Annotated in this window: 15 protein-coding genes; 4 read left to right on the forward strand and 11 right to left on the reverse strand. The window is 63.2% G+C overall.

The annotated features are described in order from the left end of the window. Positions 1–550 precede the first annotated feature (550 nt). Together JQ574_RS24720 and ispG are read right to left on the reverse strand one after the other, a co-directional pair. On the reverse strand, positions 551–1432 hold the full coding sequence (locus tag JQ574_RS24720; RefSeq protein WP_212207159.1) for a TauD/TfdA family dioxygenase: 882 nt from the start codon (positions 1430–1432) through the stop codon (positions 551–553). Positions 1433–1594: 162 nt separating this feature from the next. Continuing rightward, entirely contained in the window at positions 1595–2878 is a 1284-nt protein-coding gene (ispG, locus tag JQ574_RS24725; RefSeq protein ID WP_212207158.1) for a flavodoxin-dependent (E)-4-hydroxy-3-methylbut-2-enyl-diphosphate synthase, read from the reverse strand. Between the two features lie 265 nt (positions 2879–3143). Here ispG and JQ574_RS24730 point away from each other — a divergent pair, with 265 nt between their 5' ends. Then, complete coding sequence (locus JQ574_RS24730) at positions 3144–4010, forward strand: sulfurtransferase (protein ID WP_212207157.1); 867 nt, start codon at positions 3144–3146, stop codon at positions 4008–4010. Between the two features lie 176 nt (positions 4011–4186). Here JQ574_RS24730 and JQ574_RS24735 read toward each other — a convergent pair whose 3' ends face one another. Further along, positions 4187–5128 (reverse strand): DMT family transporter, encoded by a 942-nt coding sequence (locus JQ574_RS24735; protein WP_212207156.1) that lies wholly within the window; start codon positions 5126–5128, stop codon positions 4187–4189. Between the two features lie 32 nt (positions 5129–5160). After that, positions 5161–5646, reverse strand: a complete 486-nt coding sequence (locus JQ574_RS24740) for a Fur family transcriptional regulator (protein WP_212207182.1) — start codon at positions 5644–5646, stop codon at positions 5161–5163. Between the two features lie 154 nt (positions 5647–5800). Between JQ574_RS24740 and JQ574_RS24745 the strand changes: the two genes are divergently transcribed. The 3 genes from JQ574_RS24745 to JQ574_RS24755 are packed head-to-tail and all read left to right on the forward strand — an operon-like array spanning position 5801 to position 9007. Beyond that, complete coding sequence (locus JQ574_RS24745) at positions 5801–6280, forward strand: MarR family winged helix-turn-helix transcriptional regulator (RefSeq protein WP_212207155.1); 480 nt, start codon at positions 5801–5803, stop codon at positions 6278–6280. Next, positions 6273–7445 carry an HlyD family secretion protein gene (locus tag JQ574_RS24750; RefSeq protein ID WP_212207154.1) on the forward strand — a complete coding sequence of 391 codons (1173 nt, stop codon included), beginning with the start codon at positions 6273–6275 and terminating at the stop codon, positions 7443–7445. The genes JQ574_RS24745 and JQ574_RS24750 overlap by 8 nt, the downstream gene beginning before the upstream one ends. Positions 7446–7447: 2 nt before the next feature. Further along, positions 7448–9007 carry an MDR family MFS transporter gene (locus tag JQ574_RS24755; protein ID WP_212207153.1) on the forward strand — a complete coding sequence of 520 codons (1560 nt, stop codon included), beginning with the start codon at positions 7448–7450 and terminating at the stop codon, positions 9005–9007. Positions 9008–9010: 3 nt separating this feature from the next. Here JQ574_RS24755 and JQ574_RS24760 read toward each other — a convergent pair whose 3' ends face one another. The 7 genes from JQ574_RS24760 to JQ574_RS24790 all read right to left on the reverse strand — a co-directional run bounded on the left by JQ574_RS24760 (position 9011) and on the right by JQ574_RS24790 (position 16675). Then, positions 9011–9934, reverse strand: a complete 924-nt coding sequence (locus JQ574_RS24760) for a DMT family transporter (RefSeq protein WP_212207152.1) — start codon at positions 9932–9934, stop codon at positions 9011–9013. 79 nt (positions 9935–10013) lie between these two features. After that, positions 10014–11843, reverse strand: a complete 1830-nt coding sequence (locus tag JQ574_RS24765) for a tannase/feruloyl esterase family alpha/beta hydrolase (protein ID WP_212207151.1) — start codon at positions 11841–11843, stop codon at positions 10014–10016. A gap of 34 nt (positions 11844–11877) precedes the next feature. Then, positions 11878–12618 carry an ABC transporter ATP-binding protein gene (locus tag JQ574_RS24770; RefSeq protein ID WP_212207150.1) on the reverse strand — a complete coding sequence of 247 codons (741 nt, stop codon included), beginning with the start codon at positions 12616–12618 and terminating at the stop codon, positions 11878–11880. Between the two features lie 22 nt (positions 12619–12640). Continuing rightward, on the reverse strand, positions 12641–13384 hold the full coding sequence (locus JQ574_RS24775; RefSeq protein ID WP_212207149.1) for an ABC transporter ATP-binding protein: 744 nt from the start codon (positions 13382–13384) through the stop codon (positions 12641–12643). Beyond that, positions 13381–14382, reverse strand: coding sequence for a branched-chain amino acid ABC transporter permease (locus tag JQ574_RS24780; RefSeq protein ID WP_212207148.1), 1002 nt, complete (start codon positions 14380–14382; stop codon positions 13381–13383). Before JQ574_RS24780 ends, JQ574_RS24775 begins: the two co-directional genes overlap by 4 nt. Then, on the reverse strand, positions 14379–15254 hold the full coding sequence (locus tag JQ574_RS24785) for a branched-chain amino acid ABC transporter permease (protein WP_212207147.1): 876 nt from the start codon (positions 15252–15254) through the stop codon (positions 14379–14381). Before JQ574_RS24785 ends, JQ574_RS24780 begins: the two co-directional genes overlap by 4 nt. A 281-nt stretch (positions 15255–15535) precedes the next feature. Next, complete coding sequence (locus tag JQ574_RS24790) at positions 15536–16675, reverse strand: ABC transporter substrate-binding protein (protein ID WP_212207146.1); 1140 nt, start codon at positions 16673–16675, stop codon at positions 15536–15538. Positions 16676–16731: the final 56 nt, after the last annotated feature.

The raw sequence follows: 16731 nt of genomic DNA on the forward strand, positions 1-16731 counted from the left end.
ACCCGGCCTTCCCTGCGCAATGGCTTTACGGCTTATGCCGTGATCTCCCCGGAGACGAGTTCTTGGTTGACTCCGTCACCACCGGTTCAGCTTGCGCCGACCCGACAGCTTGACGCCAGCAACGGGCGCCAGGACCACACGGTTTTGCCGTACGCTCATCCACGCCGTCGTCTCAGCGCAAACCAGCGTCCACCGCAACCCGCCCAACGTCCGTGACGACGGCCGACGCCCTCTGAGTAGGACGGGATGGCGATAGATGCGCACTGATTTGGGTCGGCCGACAACAGAAATATTTTTGATTTGCAGAAATTTTCTACTTGACACGATTTCCGTAAATCAGAACTGATTTGCCCGTCGGGTCGTTTTGACGCACTTAACCGTCATTGTGAGCCAACGGGCCGCAATGATGCGGAGAGGACCGACATCCAAATCAAGCTGCCATTCCGGGGCGATGCGCAGCATCGAGCCCGGAATCCATCAAGCGACAGCGCATGCTGCCTGATGGATTCTCAGATGCGCAATTGCGCATCGGGGGATGACGGAGGGATACCTACACCGGCCGCTCGCCTTTCACGGTGACGCGCGTACCCGACCTTGTATGCGGCCAGTAATCCCACATCGCGCGGTGCTGGGCGCAGCGGTTGTCCCAGAAAGCGATGGCGTTTTCGGTCCAGCGGAAGCGGCACTGGAACAGCGGATTTTCCGCGTGCTGGTAGAGATAGGCCAGCATCGCGTCACTCTCGTCGCGGGGAACGCCGATCAGGAAGCGCGTAAAACCGCGGTTGACGTAGAGCGCCTTCTTAGCCGTAACCGGATGGGTGCGCACCACAGGATGCTCGGCGCGAGGATATTCCGGGCGGTCGGCCACGCCGTAATTGGCGTAGAGCCCGCGATAGGTCTGCTCGCCGTCATGCAGCGCGGTGAGCCCGTCGAGATAGGCCTTCATGCGGTCCGACAGCGCTTCATAGGCCGCATACATGTTGGCGAACAGCGTGTCGCCGCCGCGCGGCGGGCACTGCTTGATGTAGAGGATCGAGCCCATCGGCGGCTCGACGTCGCAGGACACATCGGTGTGCCAGCCCTCGCCATTGGCGCGCGGCGAATCCTTGTCGGCGTAGATCTTCATCAGCGCGGGATCGTCGCCCTCATGCGGCGCTGCGGGGTGAATGTGCAGTTCGCCGAACTGGCGGCCGAACGCCAGATGCTGCTGCGGCGTGATGTGCTGGTCGCGAAAGAAGATCACGAGGTTTTCGGCGAGCGCGCGATGGATTTCATCCATCGTGCGGTTCGACAGCGAGCCAGCGAGATCGACGCCCGAAATCTCCGCACCGATGATCGGGGTCAGCTTCTCGACGCCGATGGTCTCATACGGCTCGCTCTCGCCGGCGATGTGCCGATAGCGGGGTCCCTGCTTGCTGGAGAGTGAACTCATCGGCGTTTCTCCCAATCATTATTGATTGGGAAGCATCGTAGCTCGAATGACGAGAAGAGCAATCGGGATCGGTGCGTAGGGTGGGTTAGCCGAAGGCGTAACCCACCGCTGAAGGGAGGACAAAGATGGTGGGTTACGCTTCGCTAACCCACCCTACAAGCGTTACTCCGCCGCCGTCACCGGTGCCTTCGCGCCCGCGCCATAGCGCTGATCGATGTAATCGATCACCAGCGCCTTGAAGTCGGCGGCGATGGAGGGGCCGCGCAACGTGCGGAACTTCTTGCCGTCGACGAACACCGGGGCGGCCGGGGCTTCGCCGGTGCCGGGCAGCGAGATGCCGATATTGGCGTGCTTGGATTCGCCGGGGCCGTTGACGATGCAGCCCATGACCGCGACGTTCAGGGCCTCGACGCCCGGATACTGCGTCTTCCAGGCCGGCATCTCTTCGCGGATGAAATCCTGGATCGAGCGCGCCAGTTCCTGGAACGTGGTGGACGTGGTGCGGCCGCAGCCGGGGCATGCCGCGACCAGCGGCACGAAGGTTCGAAAACCCATGGTCTGCAGCAGTTCCTGCGCGACCTGAACTTCCAGTGTGCGATCGCCGCCGGGTTCGGGGGTGAGCGAAATGCGGATGGTGTCGCCGATGCCTTGCTGCAGGAGGATGCCGAGCGCCGCTGACGACGCCACGATGCCCTTCGATCCCATGCCGGCTTCGGTGAGGCCGAGATGGATCGCGTAGTCCGAGCGCTCCGCGAGCACCTCGTAGACCGAGATCAGATCCTGCACGGCGGAAACCTTCGCCGACAGGATCATCTTGTTCTTGGGCATGCCGAGCTCTTCGGCGCGCGCCGCCGACAATAGCGCCGACTGCACCATCGCCTCGCGCATCACCGCCCGCGCATCGCGCGGGTTCGGCAAGAGCATGTTCTCGTCCATCAGCTTGGTGAGCAGTTCCTGGTCGAGCGAGCCCCAATTGGCGCCGATGCGGACCGGCTTGTCGTTCTTGTTGGCGATCTCGATGATGTCGGCAAACTGGGTGTCGCGCTTGTTCTTGAAGCCGACATTGCCGGGATTGATGCGGTATTTGTCGAGCGCTTCGGCGCAGGCCGGATAATCCGCCAGCAGCTTGTGGCCGATGTAATGGAAGTCGCCGATCAGGGGCGTGGTGATGCCGCGCTTGCGCAGGCCGTCGCGGATGTGCGGAACGGCGGCGGCGGCCTCCTCGCGATCCACCGTGATGCGGACCATTTCCGATCCGGCGCGCGAGAGGGCGGCGACCTGGGCGATGGTGCCGTCGATATCGGCGGTGTCGGTGTTGGTCATCGATTGCACAACGATCGGCGCACCCCCGCCGACGGCGACATTGCCGACCATGACCTGGGTGGTTTGATGCCGGGCGCTGGGGCCGGCGACGTCGTCTTGCGGCGGTTTTTCGGGCTTGTTCATGGCGTCTCGAATATCAGGTTTTGGTGACATTCACCAAGGGGACAGGAATGGGCCAGCCGGCCGCATCCGAATTTGAACTTTATCTCTGTATTTTCAATGGCTTAATCCGGCCATTGCGGTTCGAGGTGGGCGATCAACACTCGGCCTCCCCTGTCAGCTATATTGGACAGGAAGCGCCGGATTGAAAGGGCTGCTTGCGCCGGGCAGGGCGGCTTTTCATCCGTCGCCGCACACCCTAGCATTGTTCAATTAACGGGAGGTCAGCATGTCGGAGCTCATCAGCACGGTGGAACTTGCCGGCATCCTCGATCGGCCCAACCTGCGGCTGTTCGATTGCACGACCTATCTCGAACCGGCGCCCGCGGGCAGCAACGCGCCCTATATCGCGGTGCCCGGCGACCAGACCTTCGCGGCCGGCCATATTCCCGGCGCCGATTTTCTCGACCTGCAGGGCGAATTCTCCAAACAGGGCATCGAGCTCCGCTTCATGATGCCTGATATCGCGCAGCTCGAGGCGGCGTTCGGGCGTCACGGCGTCAGTGCGGACAGCCGCGTCGTGCTGTATTCCATCGGCACGCCGATGTGGGCGACGCGGTTCTGGTGGATGCTGCGATCGCTCGGCTTTGACAATGTCGCCGTGCTCGATGGCTGCTTCGACAAATGGAAGGCCGAGGAGCGAGAGATCGAGACCGGGCCCGCCAAGGGATACAAGAAGGCCACCTTCACGGCACAACCGAGACCCGGCTTTTTTGTCGGCAAGGACGAGGTGCTGGCCGCGATCAGGGATCACAGCGCCGTGGTCGTCAATGCGCTCGGCTCGCAATTCCACAAGGGCCTGGAGCCGAGCCGCTACGGCCGGCCCGGCCGGATCCCCGGCAGTTGCAATGTATCAGCCGCAACCTTGCTCGATCCCTCGACGCGCGTTTTCGTGCTGCTCGCCGACGCCGAAGCGAAATTTGCGACGCAAGGCCTGCGCAAGGACAAGCAGGTGATCGCCTATTGCGGCGGCGGCATCTCGGCGACGATCGACCTGTTCCTGCTGCACCGACTCGGCTACGACAACCTCACGCTCTACGACGCCTCGATGGGCGAATGGGCCAAGGATGAGGCGCTGCCAATCGAGACGGATTAGCGGAACTTTCTTAAGAGCGAAGTGCTCGCGCATACACCGCTGTCATCGCCCGGCTTGACCGGGCGACCCAGTATTCCAGAGAAGTTTGCGATAGAAGCGATAAGCCGCGGCGTACTGGATCGCCCGGTCAAGCCGGGCGACGACACTTGTGATGGTGGCGCAGCACATTCACCCCATCACACATTCGGATCCGGTGCGACCTCCGCCCTCGCCGCTTCCGGCCGGTTGACGAGATAGAGGCCGGCGATGACCAGCAATGCTGCGACACCAAACGCGATCGTCAGCGTGTCGTGCAGGATGAAATACGCGGCCACCACGCCGAACAGCGGCGTGATGAAGGTGAAGGCCGACAATTTGCTGGCCGAATAGGTCTTTACCAGCGCGAACCACAGCAGGAACGTCAGGCCCACGACCCAGAACGCCTGATAGGCCAGTAGCGCCAGCGACAGCGGTCCGGGAACGTGGGTGATGGTTTCGCCGGAAATCCACGCGGCAAGCGCCAGGATCGGGATCGAGATCGCGACCTGATAGCCGAGGCCTTTTTCCGCCGGCGCCTTGATCAGCGCGGTCGTCTTGACGATCAGCGTCGTGGTCGCCCACAGCGCGCCGCCCACGACGATCAAAAGATCGCCCATCAACACATTGGCATCGACATTGGCCTGGGGAACGCCGATCGCCAGCGCCACACCGGCAAAACTCAGGGCCAGCCCGCCCCATTGCGAGGCGCGCAGCCGCTCGCCGAGAAAGACGTAGGAGCCGAGGGCGACGAAGAACGGCGCGGTGTAGAGAAACACCGCGGCGCGCGATGCCGACGTCAGCAGCAGGCCGCGATAGATCAGCACGAATTCAATGCCGAAGATCATGCCCGCAATGACGCCCGGCCACAGCGTGCCGTCGCGCTCGAAGAATCTGACGCCGCGAAACCAGCCGATGATCAGCAACACCGGCAACGCGCCGAGCGAGCGGGCCAGGGCCTGCAGCATCGGCGGCACGTCCGGCAACACCAGCTTCACCGCGATCTGATTGAAACCCCAGCTGAGGCACAGCATCAGCATCAAGGCGATAGCGCCCGGGGTGAGGGCACGCCCGGCGGCAGAGATCACAGGATTGGACGACATTTATCCTCGTAGCCCGGCTTGGCGCCGTGTTGTTATTTCTGACAATGCGCGCAGGTGCCGGCAATCTCGACGACGGAAAGCTTTGGTGCAAAGCCGGAGGCGCGCGCCGCTGCATTGAGGCTCTGCGCCACCGGGGCTGCGGGAATTTCGCCGACCGAGCCGCAATGGTCGCAGATCAGGAACGCCACCATCGAGGTTTCGTCATGGTCGTGCGCACAGGCGAGGAAGGCGTTGCGGCTTTCGATGCGATGGACGAGGCCGTTCTCCATCAGGAAATCGAGCGCGCGGTAGACCGTGATCGGCGCCGGCCGCGGCATCGTCTTGGCGAGTTCGTCGATCACCTCATAGGCCCCGAGCGGACGGTGGCTGGACAATAGCGCCTGCAACACCTGACGCCGGATCGGGGTGAATTTCTGCGCCCGCCTGGCGCAAACCTGCTCGGCATGCGCGATCGCGTCGGCGGTGCAGCGGCCATGGTCGTGACCGGGTGCCGGAAAAGTGGGTTTTGCCAAAGTCATTGCGTCAGGTTTGTAGCATTTTGGCGCCCAATCCCAAAGCCCGCCGGTTCCTTGAGACATCAGCCATGTTCTGAGGGCGGAGCTGGTAACACCTAACCTGGCATGCGGAATTCATGAGCAAGCTTATAATATCCAAAGCTTATGGAGGCTGGCGATGCGCGGTTCCGTGGATATGAACTTCCTGTTTACGCTCGGCGAGGTGCAGCGGATGATGCGCGCCTATGCCGACAAGCAGGCGGCGCGCTATGGCATCACCCGCGCGCAATGGGCGGTTTTGGCCAAGGTCGAACGATCCGAAGGCCTGAAGCAGACGGAACTCGCCGAACTGATGGAAATGCAGCCGATCACGCTGACGCGGCTGATCGACAAGCTCTGCGACAATGGCTGGATCGAGCGCCGCGGCGACGAGACCGACCGCCGCGTCAACCGGCTTTACCTGAAGAAGGCAGCGCGCCCGCTGCTCGGCAAACTCTCTGGGTTGCGCTCCGAACTCACCGCGACTGCGCTGGACGGCATCAATCCCGCCGACGCCCACCGCCTGTTGTCGCAACTCGATCTGATCAAGGAAAACGTTCGCAACGCGGTCCAGAATCCGCCCGGCGAACCACCCCGGAAGGAGCAGCGCTATGGCTGATCCCGTGCTCAAATTCCCGCCCGAGCAGAAGGCCAGTCCGGATTCGCCGACGCCGCGCCCGAAGCTGGCCGCCGAACCGCGCCGCCGGCTGATGGCCGGCATGCGCCGCTATCGCCGTTTCCTGCTGCTGGTGGTGCTGCCGCTGGTCGCGGCGATAGCCGGCATCACCTTCTATCTCAACGGCGGCCGTTACGTGACCACTGACGATGCCTATGTCGGCGCGCAGAAGGTGCTGATCACGTCGGACGTGTCAGGCAAGATCATCAGCGTGACGGTGAAGGAAGGCCAGCAGGTCTCGACCGGCGACACCCTGTTCCAGATCGACCCGGTACCGTTCCGGCTGGCGGTGGCGCAGGCGCGTTCCAAACTCGACGACGCCAAGGTCAGCCACGACACCCTTGTCGCCAATGTGAAGCTGTACGGACAGACCATCGAACTGGTCAACGCCGGCATCGCGCTCAAGCAAAAGGACGTCGAGCGCAAGAATTCGCTGGTCAAGAGCCAGGCCGGCTCGCAGCTCGATCTCGACAACAGCGCCACGACCCTGGTCACCGCGCAGGCGCAGCGCCAGCTGGTCACGCAACAGCGATCCAACGCCCTCAACCAGCTGCTCGGCAACCCCGAGCTGCCACTGGAAGAATTCCCGGCTTACATGCAGGCCAAGGCGGCGCTCGACGACGCCCAGCGCAACCTCGATCTGACCACCGTGCGCGCGCCGATGAACGGCGTCGCGACGCAGGTCGAGCAGATCCAGCTCGGCCGCTTCGTGATGGCGGGCAGCCCGGTGTTTTCCATCATCGACGTCGCCAACCCCTGGGTCGACGCCAATCCGAAGGAATCCGACTTCACCTATGTGGCGGTCGGCCAGAGCGTCACGCTCGACGTCGACGCCTTCCCCAACCACGTGTTCAAGGGCACGGTCGGCTCGCTCTCGCCCGGCACCGGCGCGCAGTTCGCGATCCTGCCGCCACAGAACGCCACCGGCAATTTCGTCAAGGTGGTGCAGCGCGTTCCGGTGCGGATCTATTTCGACAAGAACGACAAGTTCGTCCGCAAGCTCAAGGCCGGCATGAGCGTCTATGCCAGCATCGATACCAACCACCGCCGCTCGCTCGCGCACCTGCTCGGCCTGACGCCGGCCGCGGCTAACCACGAAACCGACTGACCATGCCGGCGCCGGACTCGTCACCTGCTGCGGTTCCCGGCCTGCGCCGGAACATGGTGACGATCTGCGCCATGACGGCGACGATCATGCAGGCGCTCGACACCACGATCGCCAATGTCGCGCTGCCTTACATGCAGGGCTCGCTGTCGGCCTCCCAGGACCAGATCAACTGGGTGCTGACCTCCTATATCGTCGCCGCCGCGATCATGACCGCGCCGGTGGGCTGGATCGCCAACCGCTTCGGCCGCAAGCGTATCTTCATCGTCTGCTCGGCCGGCTTCACGATGGCATCTGTGCTGTGCGGCCTCGCGCAAGACATCAACCAGATGGTGCTGTTTCGCCTGCTGCAGGGCGTGTTCGGCGCGGCATTGGTGCCGCTGTCGCAGGCGGTGATGCTGGATTCCTACGCGTTGCACGAGCGCGCCAAGGCGATGGCGATCTGGGGCATGGGCGTGATGATGGGTCCGATCATGGGACCTTCCCTGGGCGCGTGGCTGACCGAAACCTATTCCTGGCACTGGGTTTTCTTCGTCAACCTGCCGTTCGGCATCTTCACCGTGCTCGGCCTCATGATCTTCATGGACGAGACCGGAAAGGACCAGGAGCTGCGCTTCGACTGGTTCGGCTTCACGGCGCTCGCGGTCGCGATCGGATCGCTGCAGCTGGCGCTCGACCGCGGCGAGCAGCTCGGCTGGCTGGAATCCAACGAAATCATCGCCGAGTTCATCATCGCCGGCATCGGTTTCTATTATTTCCTGGCGCATTCGTTCACGACCTCGAAGCCGTTCATCCAGTTCGCGCTGTTCAAGGACAAGAATTTCGTCGGCGGCTGCGTGTTCATGGCGGTCATGGGCCTGGTGCTGTTCTCGACCATGGCGCTGTCGTCGCCGTTCCTGCAGAACGTGATCGGCTATCCCATCATCACCGCCGGCGTGCTGCTGGCGACCCGCGGCTGCGGCACCTTCGTCGCGATGATGTTGGTCGGCCGCATGATGCGCTTTGTCGAGGCGCGCAACCTGATCATCGCGGGCCTCAGCATCACCGCTATTTCGCTGTTCTACATGACTGGCTGGACCGACCAGACCGGCGTCACCGAGATCGTCGTGATCAGCGTGCTGCAGGGATTCGGGTTCGGCCTCGTGTTCGTGCCGCTGTCGACCGTGGCGTTCCTGACGCTGCCCAATCATTTGCGCACCGACGGCACCTCGATGCTGACGCTGATGCGCAATGTCGCGAGCTCGGTCGGCATTTCCATCGTGATCTCGCAGCTGACCGAGGGATCGCGGCGGGTCTATGCGGGGCTGTCGGAAAATATCAACCCGTTCAACCACGCCCTGCAGATGCCCAATGTACGCGGCATGATCGATCTAGGCACCGACACCGGCCGCGCCATGGCCGACGTCATGGTCAAGGCACAGGCGCAGATCATCGCCTTCTCGCAGGATTACCAGCTGGTGATGCTGTTCGTTCTGGTCTCGATCCCGCTGGCCATCATGATCGGTTCGACCAAGGCGACGCTGCGCGCCCAGTCGGTGGCGCCCGATCATGCGGTGATCGAGTAGAGGCTATCTCGCCTCGCCTGGCTTGGCCTGCAGGCACAAGTACATGCCGCCAAGCGACAGCGCGCCGCCGATCAGATGGATGATCGTCGGCGCCTCGCCGAGAAAGAGGATCGACAGGGCAGCACCGACGACCGGGCCGAGATAGAGGCTGAGCGAGGTCGATACCGCGCCGAAGCGCGCGCCGAGAAAGGCATAGGCCGCATAGGCAAACAGCCCGGGAACGAGGCCTGCGAAGAGATAGACGAGCGCGGCGCGGCCGGTGAATGCGGCTGACGGCGTCTGCCAGATTTCATAGACCGCAAACGGCAGCGAGAACAGCGCGCCGGCCGCCGCGAACAGGCCGATCCGCGCCAGGAAGCTGACGCCCTGGCCGACGCGATTTTGCATAAGCGTGTATCCGGCCCAGCCCAGCATCGCGAGCAGCGCCAGGAGATCGCCGGTGGAGAGGCCGGTCCCGACCGAGGCCTGTCCTTTGGTGATGATCAGGAGCGCGCCGGCCAGCGCGACCGCCATGCCGATGATTTGCCTGCGGGCAATGGATTCCCGCCCCGAGGCAAAGGAGAACAGCAGCACGACGATCGGCGACAGCGCCATGATCAGCGCGAGGTTGATCGCCGACGTGGTGATCCCGGCGACATAGACCGGACCGCCGCAGATGAACATGCCGAGAAAGCCGGCCAGCGCGATGCCCGGCCACTGCCCGCGCAACGCTGCGGGCTTCTCGCGCAGCGCCATCACGACGACCGGCAGCAGGCCGAGCGCCACGATGCTCCAGCGGAAGAACGCGATCGAGAATGGCGGAACGCTGCCGGCCACGCCGCGCGCCAGGATCATGTTGGAGACCTGGGCAGTGGCGACCAGCAGGAAACCGAGCAGGCCCAGCACTTCGTGGGTCCGCGCGCCTGTTACCGCTTGTGGTTCGCTCATGGTCGACCGCTTCCGACATTCCCGGCGGCGCGGGTCCGCCCCGCCGCCCCTGTCAGCTAGCACATCGATCCGAGCAGCTCTACCGGCAGCCGAAGCTCGTGGCCTGCGTTATCGGCCCGCTGCCGTTCCACGTCGTTTTCAGCGGATAAACGCAGATCGGATAACTGATGCTCTTGTCGCGCGAGGTCAGCAGGATGTCGCCGGGCGCTTCGCCCTTCTCGACCCAATCGACCAGCGCGGTGAAGAACTGGTCCTGCTCGCGCGTCGGCGTCTGGTTGGCATTGCCGGGCAGTTTCGGCATCGGCACGGTGTCGTTCTTGCCGCCGACCGTGTAGGCCCGGCCCTGCGAAGAGTGCGCGGCGCCCGGCACCAGATACATCCGCATGAACTTCGCCACCTCGGCGTGCCCGCCCATCTGAGCCAGCACGCGCTCGTGATAGTTGATGTTGCCGGCGGGCGGGATCGCATCGTCGACGAGGCCGGTCCAGATCACCACCTTGCGGCCGAGGTCGCGCAGTTTTGCGAGATCCGCCTTGTCGGTGATGAGGTTGCTGAAATGCGTCGGCTGCAGCGCGACGTTCTTGGCGACGGCGTCGGCCAGACCGGCGTAATCGAGTTCGAGCCATTTGTTGCGCGCAGTCGTCGAAGCATTCGTGATCGGTATGGCCGCGGTCGCGCTGGAATCGGCGGCATAGCTGACATCCTGCAGCGCCTGGGCCACGCTATCCACGCCGGCGCTGGTGATCTGATTGCCGATGCCGGTCCCGCGGGTGAACGCCCACCAGATTTGTTTGGGGCCGAGCGACTTGCCGCTGCGACTTTCAGGCGTCTGAGCGGCGTCAAAACTGCCGTCCGGTGTGGCGCCGTACCAGATCCGGTTCAGCGCCATCGCCTCCTTTGCGCTCATGCAGGTCGCGGCATCCGGATTGCCGCCGGTCACGCCGTCGCCGGCAGCGCCGGCACACAGCGCCGCCGCATCGCGCGCGGGATTGTAGTTGCAGGCAAAGGGATCAAGCAGGAAGCCAAGTCCGGCGGTGTCGCAGGCGGCGACGGCGCGCTGATTGGCGGCGGCGACCTTGGCGGCAAAGGCCTTGGCGGCGTCCTTGTTCACTGACGTGAAGCCGAGTTCGGTCTTCATCACGATCTGCGGATACAATCCGGACGTTCCGAACTTCGCGATATTCGGCGCGGGCTGGGCAATCAGATAGCCATCGTAGAGCTCAGGGTATTCCTGGAAGACCTTCATGCCCTGTCGGCCGCCCTGGGAATGGCCGTCGTAATAAGCGTATTTGGGCGCCTTGCCGTAATAGACGTTGACCAGCGCCTTGGTCTTGACCGCCTGCTCCACCATCGCGCGCACCGAGAAATCCCGCAGCGACTCGGTATTGAGCTTGCCGTCGGAGAGGAAGCTGAACGAGCCGTCCTGGTACCAGGGCTGGCCGGCATCTGTCGTGCCCGACGCATAGCCGATATTGGCGTTGACGATGGCCGGGACCTTGCTGCCGATCTGACCGGCGACGCGATGTCCGCCGCCGACCCATCCGCCGCCGCCATAATTGCGGATGCGCTCGTTCCAGTTGGAAGGCGCCGGCAGCCAGACCTCGATGCCGATGCCCTCGGAGTACGAGCGCGCGGTCTTGTCCTTTTCGGCGGTGGCGCCGGGGCCGACCAGCAGCTTCACCAGACAGATGTCAGCCGCCGCCGTTATCGGTTGCGGCGCATCGGGCGCCTTTAATTCCTCGCCCTTCTTGATCTGGCGAACCGCAACGACCGTGGTCTCGGCGTCGGGCTTGAAGGCCGTCTTGATGCCATCGTCGCAGGCAAGCTGCTGCGCCAGCGCCGGCGTTATCTGGCCGCTCGCGGCGAGCAACAGAGCCGCACAAATGAGTTTGCCCGGTGTGATCGACATCGTTCCGTCCCCCGTAATTTTATGTAGCTGGTGATTATGCGGATGGCTGATCGATCGCGCCGCCGAGGAAGAGCTGGCCGACGCGGGGATTGCTGAGCACCTTGTCGGCCCTATCGACGAGGCGGGTCTGGCCGAGTTCGAGCACGATGCCGTAGTCCGAAATTTCCAGCGCCGAGCGCGCGTTCTGCTCGATCAACAGGATCGAAACGCCGCGGTCGCGCAGATCCTGCAGGATGCCGAAGGTCTGCCGAATCATCAGCGGTGACAGCCCGATCGACGGTTCGTCGACCAGCATCAATTGCGGATTGAGCAACAGGCCGCGGGCGATCTCGAGCTGCTTCTGTTCGCCGCCCGACAGCGTGGATGCTTGCTGCGTGGCCCTCTTGCGCAGAATAGGGAATCGATCGAGCGCAGCTTCGATGCGCGCCGGCAGATCGGGGATATCACGTCCCGCGACCACGGCGCCGAGTTCGATATTGTGGCGCACGGATAATTCCGGGAAGATGTTGCGGCCCTGCGGCACGTAGCAGATGCCTGACGTGAGCAGCTCGCGCTGGCTGAAGCCGGTAACGTCGCGGCCTTTGAAGATGATCTTGCCTTCGCGCAGTTTCAGTAGGCCGAAGATCGCCTTGAACACGGTGGATTTTCCGGCGCCGTTCGGCCCGATTACCGTCGTGATGGTGCCGGCCGGCACCGAGAAACTGGTGCCGTTGAGGATGGTCATCTTGCCGTAACCGCCGACCAGGCCTTTAACGTCGAGGATGGGTTCGCTCATCCGTGTTCCCTCATCCACCGGTTCAGTGGCCGAGATACGCGTCGATGACCGCGCTGTTGGCACGGATCTCAGCGGGCGTACCGATCGCCAGCACCTTGCCTTCCGCCATCACCACCACCCGCGAGCACAGCGACATCACGAATTCCATGTTGTGTTCGATCACGACGAAGGTGGCGCGCTTCTCGCGGTTGATCTCGGCCAGCCGCGCTTTCAAATCGCCGAGCATCGTCAGGTTGACGCCGCCGGCGGGCTCGTCGAGCAGCACCAGCCGGGGCCCTCCCATGAAGGCCATGGCCGCATCGAGCAATTTCTGCTGCCCGTAGGACAATCCGCCGGCCAGTTCACCGGCGAGATGGCCGAGCTTGAAAAACTCGATCATCTGATCGGCCGCCTTGCTGAGGCCCGCATCCGATGGACCCAGCAACCGCGACAGCATGTTGCCCTGGTGCTCCTGGCCGGCGAGGATGAGATTTTCCCGCACCGACAGTTTTGGAAACACCTGAAGCAATTGGAAGGTTCGGCTGACGCCGAGCCGGTTCAAATCCGACGGCCGAAACCCGGTGACGACCTTGCCATCGACCTTCACCTCGCCGGCGCTCGGCTGCAACTGGCCGAGAATGCAATTGAACAAGGTCGACTTGCCGCAACCGTTCGGACCGATCAGGCCGAGGATTTCGCCTTCCTGCACGTCGAAGCTGACACCATCGACCGCTTTGATGCCGCCGAAATTCTTCCTGATGTCGCTGATTTCGAGAACCGTGGTCATGGCGCCGGCTCCAACCCTGATTTCGCAACCGCGCGCAGCGCGGAGGCGGCCTTGGTGCGCCGCTCGGTCAGATAGCGATCGATGATTCCGAGAATGCCGGTCGGCGAATAGATCAGCAGCAGGATCACCGCGACCGCATAGAGCATCAGGTAATAGCCCTGCGTTACCTCGCGAATCCATTCCGGCAGCAGCACCGCAATCATCGCGCCAAGGAACGGTCCGAAGAAGAATCCGGAGCCGCCGACAATCACCATCAACAACAGATCGAGCGAAAGCGAGAGGTTGAAAGGCACGGGGTCAATGTACTGCGTCAGCGGCGCGTACAGCGTGCCGGCGACGCCGCCGAGCGCCGAGCCGATCGCAAACGCCATCAAGGTGTAGCGCCGTGTATCGATGCCGAGCGAGAGCGCCCGCACCGGGTTTTCGCGCAAGGCTACGAAGGCGCGGCCCCAGGGCGAGCGGATCAGCCACCAGGTCGCCAGCGACACCAGGGCGAGCGAGCCGAGGCAGACATAATAGAACGGCAGCGGCCGGTTGGTCGGATAGCCCAGGATCGTCGGGCGCGGAATGTTGCTGATGCCGTAGATGCCGTTGGTCAGCCAGCTCTCGTTGCGGAACACCAGGAAGGCGAGCGTGGAAAACGCCAGCGTCACGAAGGCGAGGTAATGGTGCTGCACCCGCAGCGCCGGATAGCCGAGGATCCAGCCGATCGCAAAACACAGCAGGATGGCAACCCCAAGCCCCGCGATCAGCGGTAGGCCGTTCGTGGTCATGAGCGCGGCGGTATAGGCGCCGATTCCGACAAAGGCGCCCTGCGCCAGCGAGACCTGGCCGGCATAGCCGAGCGTGAGGTTGAGCCCCATCGCGGCGATGGTCATCACGGCCCATTGGCTCAGGATGAACAGGCCGTAGCGGTTGAGGTACATCGGCGCGATGATCAGGGCCGCGATCACGACCACACCGAGCGCGACGCGCCAATATCGATTGAACAGGCTCATACCGTACGCTCCTCGGCGCGGCCCAGCAGTCCCTGCGGACGCAGCAGGATGATGAGGATCAGCAAGATCATCGGAACGGCCGCGCGGTATTGCGTCGAGACATAGGCCGCCGCGAGATTGTCGACGACGCCGATCAGCAAGCCGCCGGCGATTGCGCCGCGCACCTGGTTGAACCCGCCGACGATCGCCGCGATGAACGCCGCCTGCCCCAGCACTTCGCCGCTGGAGAATTTGGCGAGATAGATCGGCGTGATCAGCAGCGAGGCCAGCGCCACCAGAAAGGCATTGATCAGGAACGTCAGCAGGATCATCCGCTCGACGGGAATGCCGATGATGCGGGCGACCGTCGGGTTCTGTGCGGTAGCCTGCATCTGATGGCCGATGGACGTGCGGTTGAGCAGCATGGTCAATCCGACCACCGCGGCGATGGCGAGCGCGAGCACGCCGACGCTCTGCAATGCGACTTGGCGGCCGAGGATCGAGATATCGCCTGAAGGCACGATGGAGGGGAACGGCGAGGCTTCGGCGCTGAAAAATTGCTTCACGGCTTCCTTGATGCCGATCGCCAGCGCCATGGTCGCGATCGCCAGCGGCAGCACGCCGTGGCGGAGCATCGGATCGACCAGCAGCATCTTGAAGCCAAGGCCGAGCAGCAGCATCGACAGCAGCATGCCGATGACGATTGCAAGCCAGAACGGCGCGCCGACATGCATCGCCGCCAGCATCAGGAATGCCGGCAGCATGACGAATTCGCCCTGCGCGAAGTTGATGGTCTGTGACGTCTGCCACAGCAGCGTGAAGCCGACCGCGACGATGGCATAGATCGCCCCCGTCGCTAGTCCCGCTATCAGAAGATCAAGCAGATTGGACATGCCTTTACCTTGTCCTTTTACTCCGACCTCATCTTGAGGAGCGGCGGCTGCGCCGCGTCTCGAAGGATGCAGGCCCGTCTGTGGCCTCATGGTTCGAGACGGCGCTACGCGCCTCCTCACCATGAGGGACAAACATTACCCTCTCGATCACCCACAATCCTCATCCTGAGGAGCGCGCTCTTGCGCGCGTCTCGAAGGATGGCCACGAACTTGGCTTCATCCTTCGAAACGCTTGCTACGCAAGCTTCTCAGGATGAGAGGCAGCACTCCTTCCAAAGACCTCAGTTCAGCTTCGGCAGCACCTGCTTGATGACCTGCTTGCCATCGACGATCTCGACCAGGAAACCCTGGCGATCGATGTCGCCGTTCTTGTCGAAGGTCGCGTCCATCAGGATGCCGGGCTCGCTGGCCGCCTTGATGGTGAGGCCATGGAGATTATCGGCGAACGCCTTGGGATCGACCTTGCCCATCTTCTCGGTGGTGGCCTTGATCATGTAGATCGCCAGATAGCCCTTGAGGCCGTTATGGTCAGGGACGTAATTGTACTTCTTGACGAACTTTTCCCGGAACGCCTTGATCAGATCGACCGGGGCATCGGTGGTAAGGCCGACATGGCCGCGCGCGCCGTTCGCAGCATCGCCTGCCAGTTCGACCACCTTCTGACCGATCAGCGTGGTTTCGCCGATCAGGGGCACGGAGACGCCTTGGCGCTTCAGCTCTTTCAGGATGCGGGCGCTTTCCTCTTCGTTCAGGTAGATGAAGACCGCGTCGGGCGCAGCAGCCTTGATCTTGCTGACGTCGGCGGCGAAGTCGGCCTGACCTGCTTCGGTGGAAAGATCAGCGGCAACCTTGATGCCGAGCTTGGCGAATTCCTTGGTGATGACGTCGCGTCCGCCGCGGCCGAAATCATTGTTCACCCAGACGATCGCAACCGATTTCGCCTTCACCTCATCGTTGATGTATTTGGCGACCTTCGGCATCGAGGACTGCTGGCCGAAAGAAGTGCGGAACAGGAATTTGTTGCCGCCCTGCGTCAGTTCGGCGGCCTCGCCGCCCATGATCTGGGCGATGCCGGCTTCGGCCGCGAGCGGCGCCGTGACCTTGACCGATCCGGAGTAGCCGGGGCCGAGCAGGACGTAGGGCTCGCCGTCAAGCGCCTTCTGGACCTGGGCGCGCGCCACGCCGGGGTTGGATTGCGAATCGGCGTGGGTGACTTCCAGCTTGCGGCCGAGCACGCCGCCCTTGGCGTTGACTTCCTCGATCGCAAGATCGATGCCATTCTTCCAGTTGGTGCCGACCGTGGCGCCGCCACCGGAGAGTTCGGCCACATTGGCGAGCTTGATGGGGGCACCGGACTGCGCCAACGCCGCTGCAGCCGTCATGGTCGCGAGCAGGATACCTGCCAGAATTCCTGTTTTCATTTCCATCCCCTGTTGTCGTGATCTTTTGATTTTGCCGACGCGAGCCTTGTAATCGG

Origin of the sequence: Bradyrhizobium sp. AUGA SZCCT0158 (genome assembly GCF_018130065.1) — a bacterium.
Lineage (GTDB): Bacteria > Pseudomonadota > Alphaproteobacteria > Rhizobiales > Xanthobacteraceae > Bradyrhizobium.

What these genes read in the sequence shown, in the direction of transcription:
- JQ574_RS24720 (WP_212207159.1), bottom strand. Translation starts at nt 1,432, where the DNA reads ATGAGTTCACTCTCCAGCAAGCAGGGACCCCGCTATCGGCACATCGCC.
- ispG (WP_212207158.1), bottom strand. Translation starts at nt 2,878, where the DNA reads ATGAACAAGCCCGAAAAACCGCCGCAAGACGACGTCGCCGGCCCCAGC.
- JQ574_RS24730 (WP_212207157.1), top strand. Translation starts at nt 3,144, where the DNA reads ATGTCGGAGCTCATCAGCACGGTGGAACTTGCCGGCATCCTCGATCGG.
- JQ574_RS24735 (WP_212207156.1), bottom strand. Translation starts at nt 5,128, where the DNA reads ATGTCGTCCAATCCTGTGATCTCTGCCGCCGGGCGTGCCCTCACCCCG.
- JQ574_RS24740 (WP_212207182.1), bottom strand. Translation starts at nt 5,646, where the DNA reads ATGACTTTGGCAAAACCCACTTTTCCGGCACCCGGTCACGACCATGGC.
- JQ574_RS24745 (WP_212207155.1), top strand. Translation starts at nt 5,801, where the DNA reads ATGCGCGGTTCCGTGGATATGAACTTCCTGTTTACGCTCGGCGAGGTG.
- JQ574_RS24750 (WP_212207154.1), top strand. Translation starts at nt 6,273, where the DNA reads ATGGCTGATCCCGTGCTCAAATTCCCGCCCGAGCAGAAGGCCAGTCCG.
- JQ574_RS24755 (WP_212207153.1), top strand. Translation starts at nt 7,448, where the DNA reads ATGCCGGCGCCGGACTCGTCACCTGCTGCGGTTCCCGGCCTGCGCCGG.
- JQ574_RS24760 (WP_212207152.1), bottom strand. Translation starts at nt 9,934, where the DNA reads ATGAGCGAACCACAAGCGGTAACAGGCGCGCGGACCCACGAAGTGCTG.
- JQ574_RS24765 (WP_212207151.1), bottom strand. Translation starts at nt 11,843, where the DNA reads ATGTCGATCACACCGGGCAAACTCATTTGTGCGGCTCTGTTGCTCGCC.
- JQ574_RS24770 (WP_212207150.1), bottom strand. Translation starts at nt 12,618, where the DNA reads ATGAGCGAACCCATCCTCGACGTTAAAGGCCTGGTCGGCGGTTACGGC.
- JQ574_RS24775 (WP_212207149.1), bottom strand. Translation starts at nt 13,384, where the DNA reads ATGACCACGGTTCTCGAAATCAGCGACATCAGGAAGAATTTCGGCGGC.
- JQ574_RS24780 (WP_212207148.1), bottom strand. Translation starts at nt 14,382, where the DNA reads ATGAGCCTGTTCAATCGATATTGGCGCGTCGCGCTCGGTGTGGTCGTG.
- JQ574_RS24785 (WP_212207147.1), bottom strand. Translation starts at nt 15,254, where the DNA reads ATGTCCAATCTGCTTGATCTTCTGATAGCGGGACTAGCGACGGGGGCG.
- JQ574_RS24790 (WP_212207146.1), bottom strand. Translation starts at nt 16,675, where the DNA reads ATGAAAACAGGAATTCTGGCAGGTATCCTGCTCGCGACCATGACGGCT.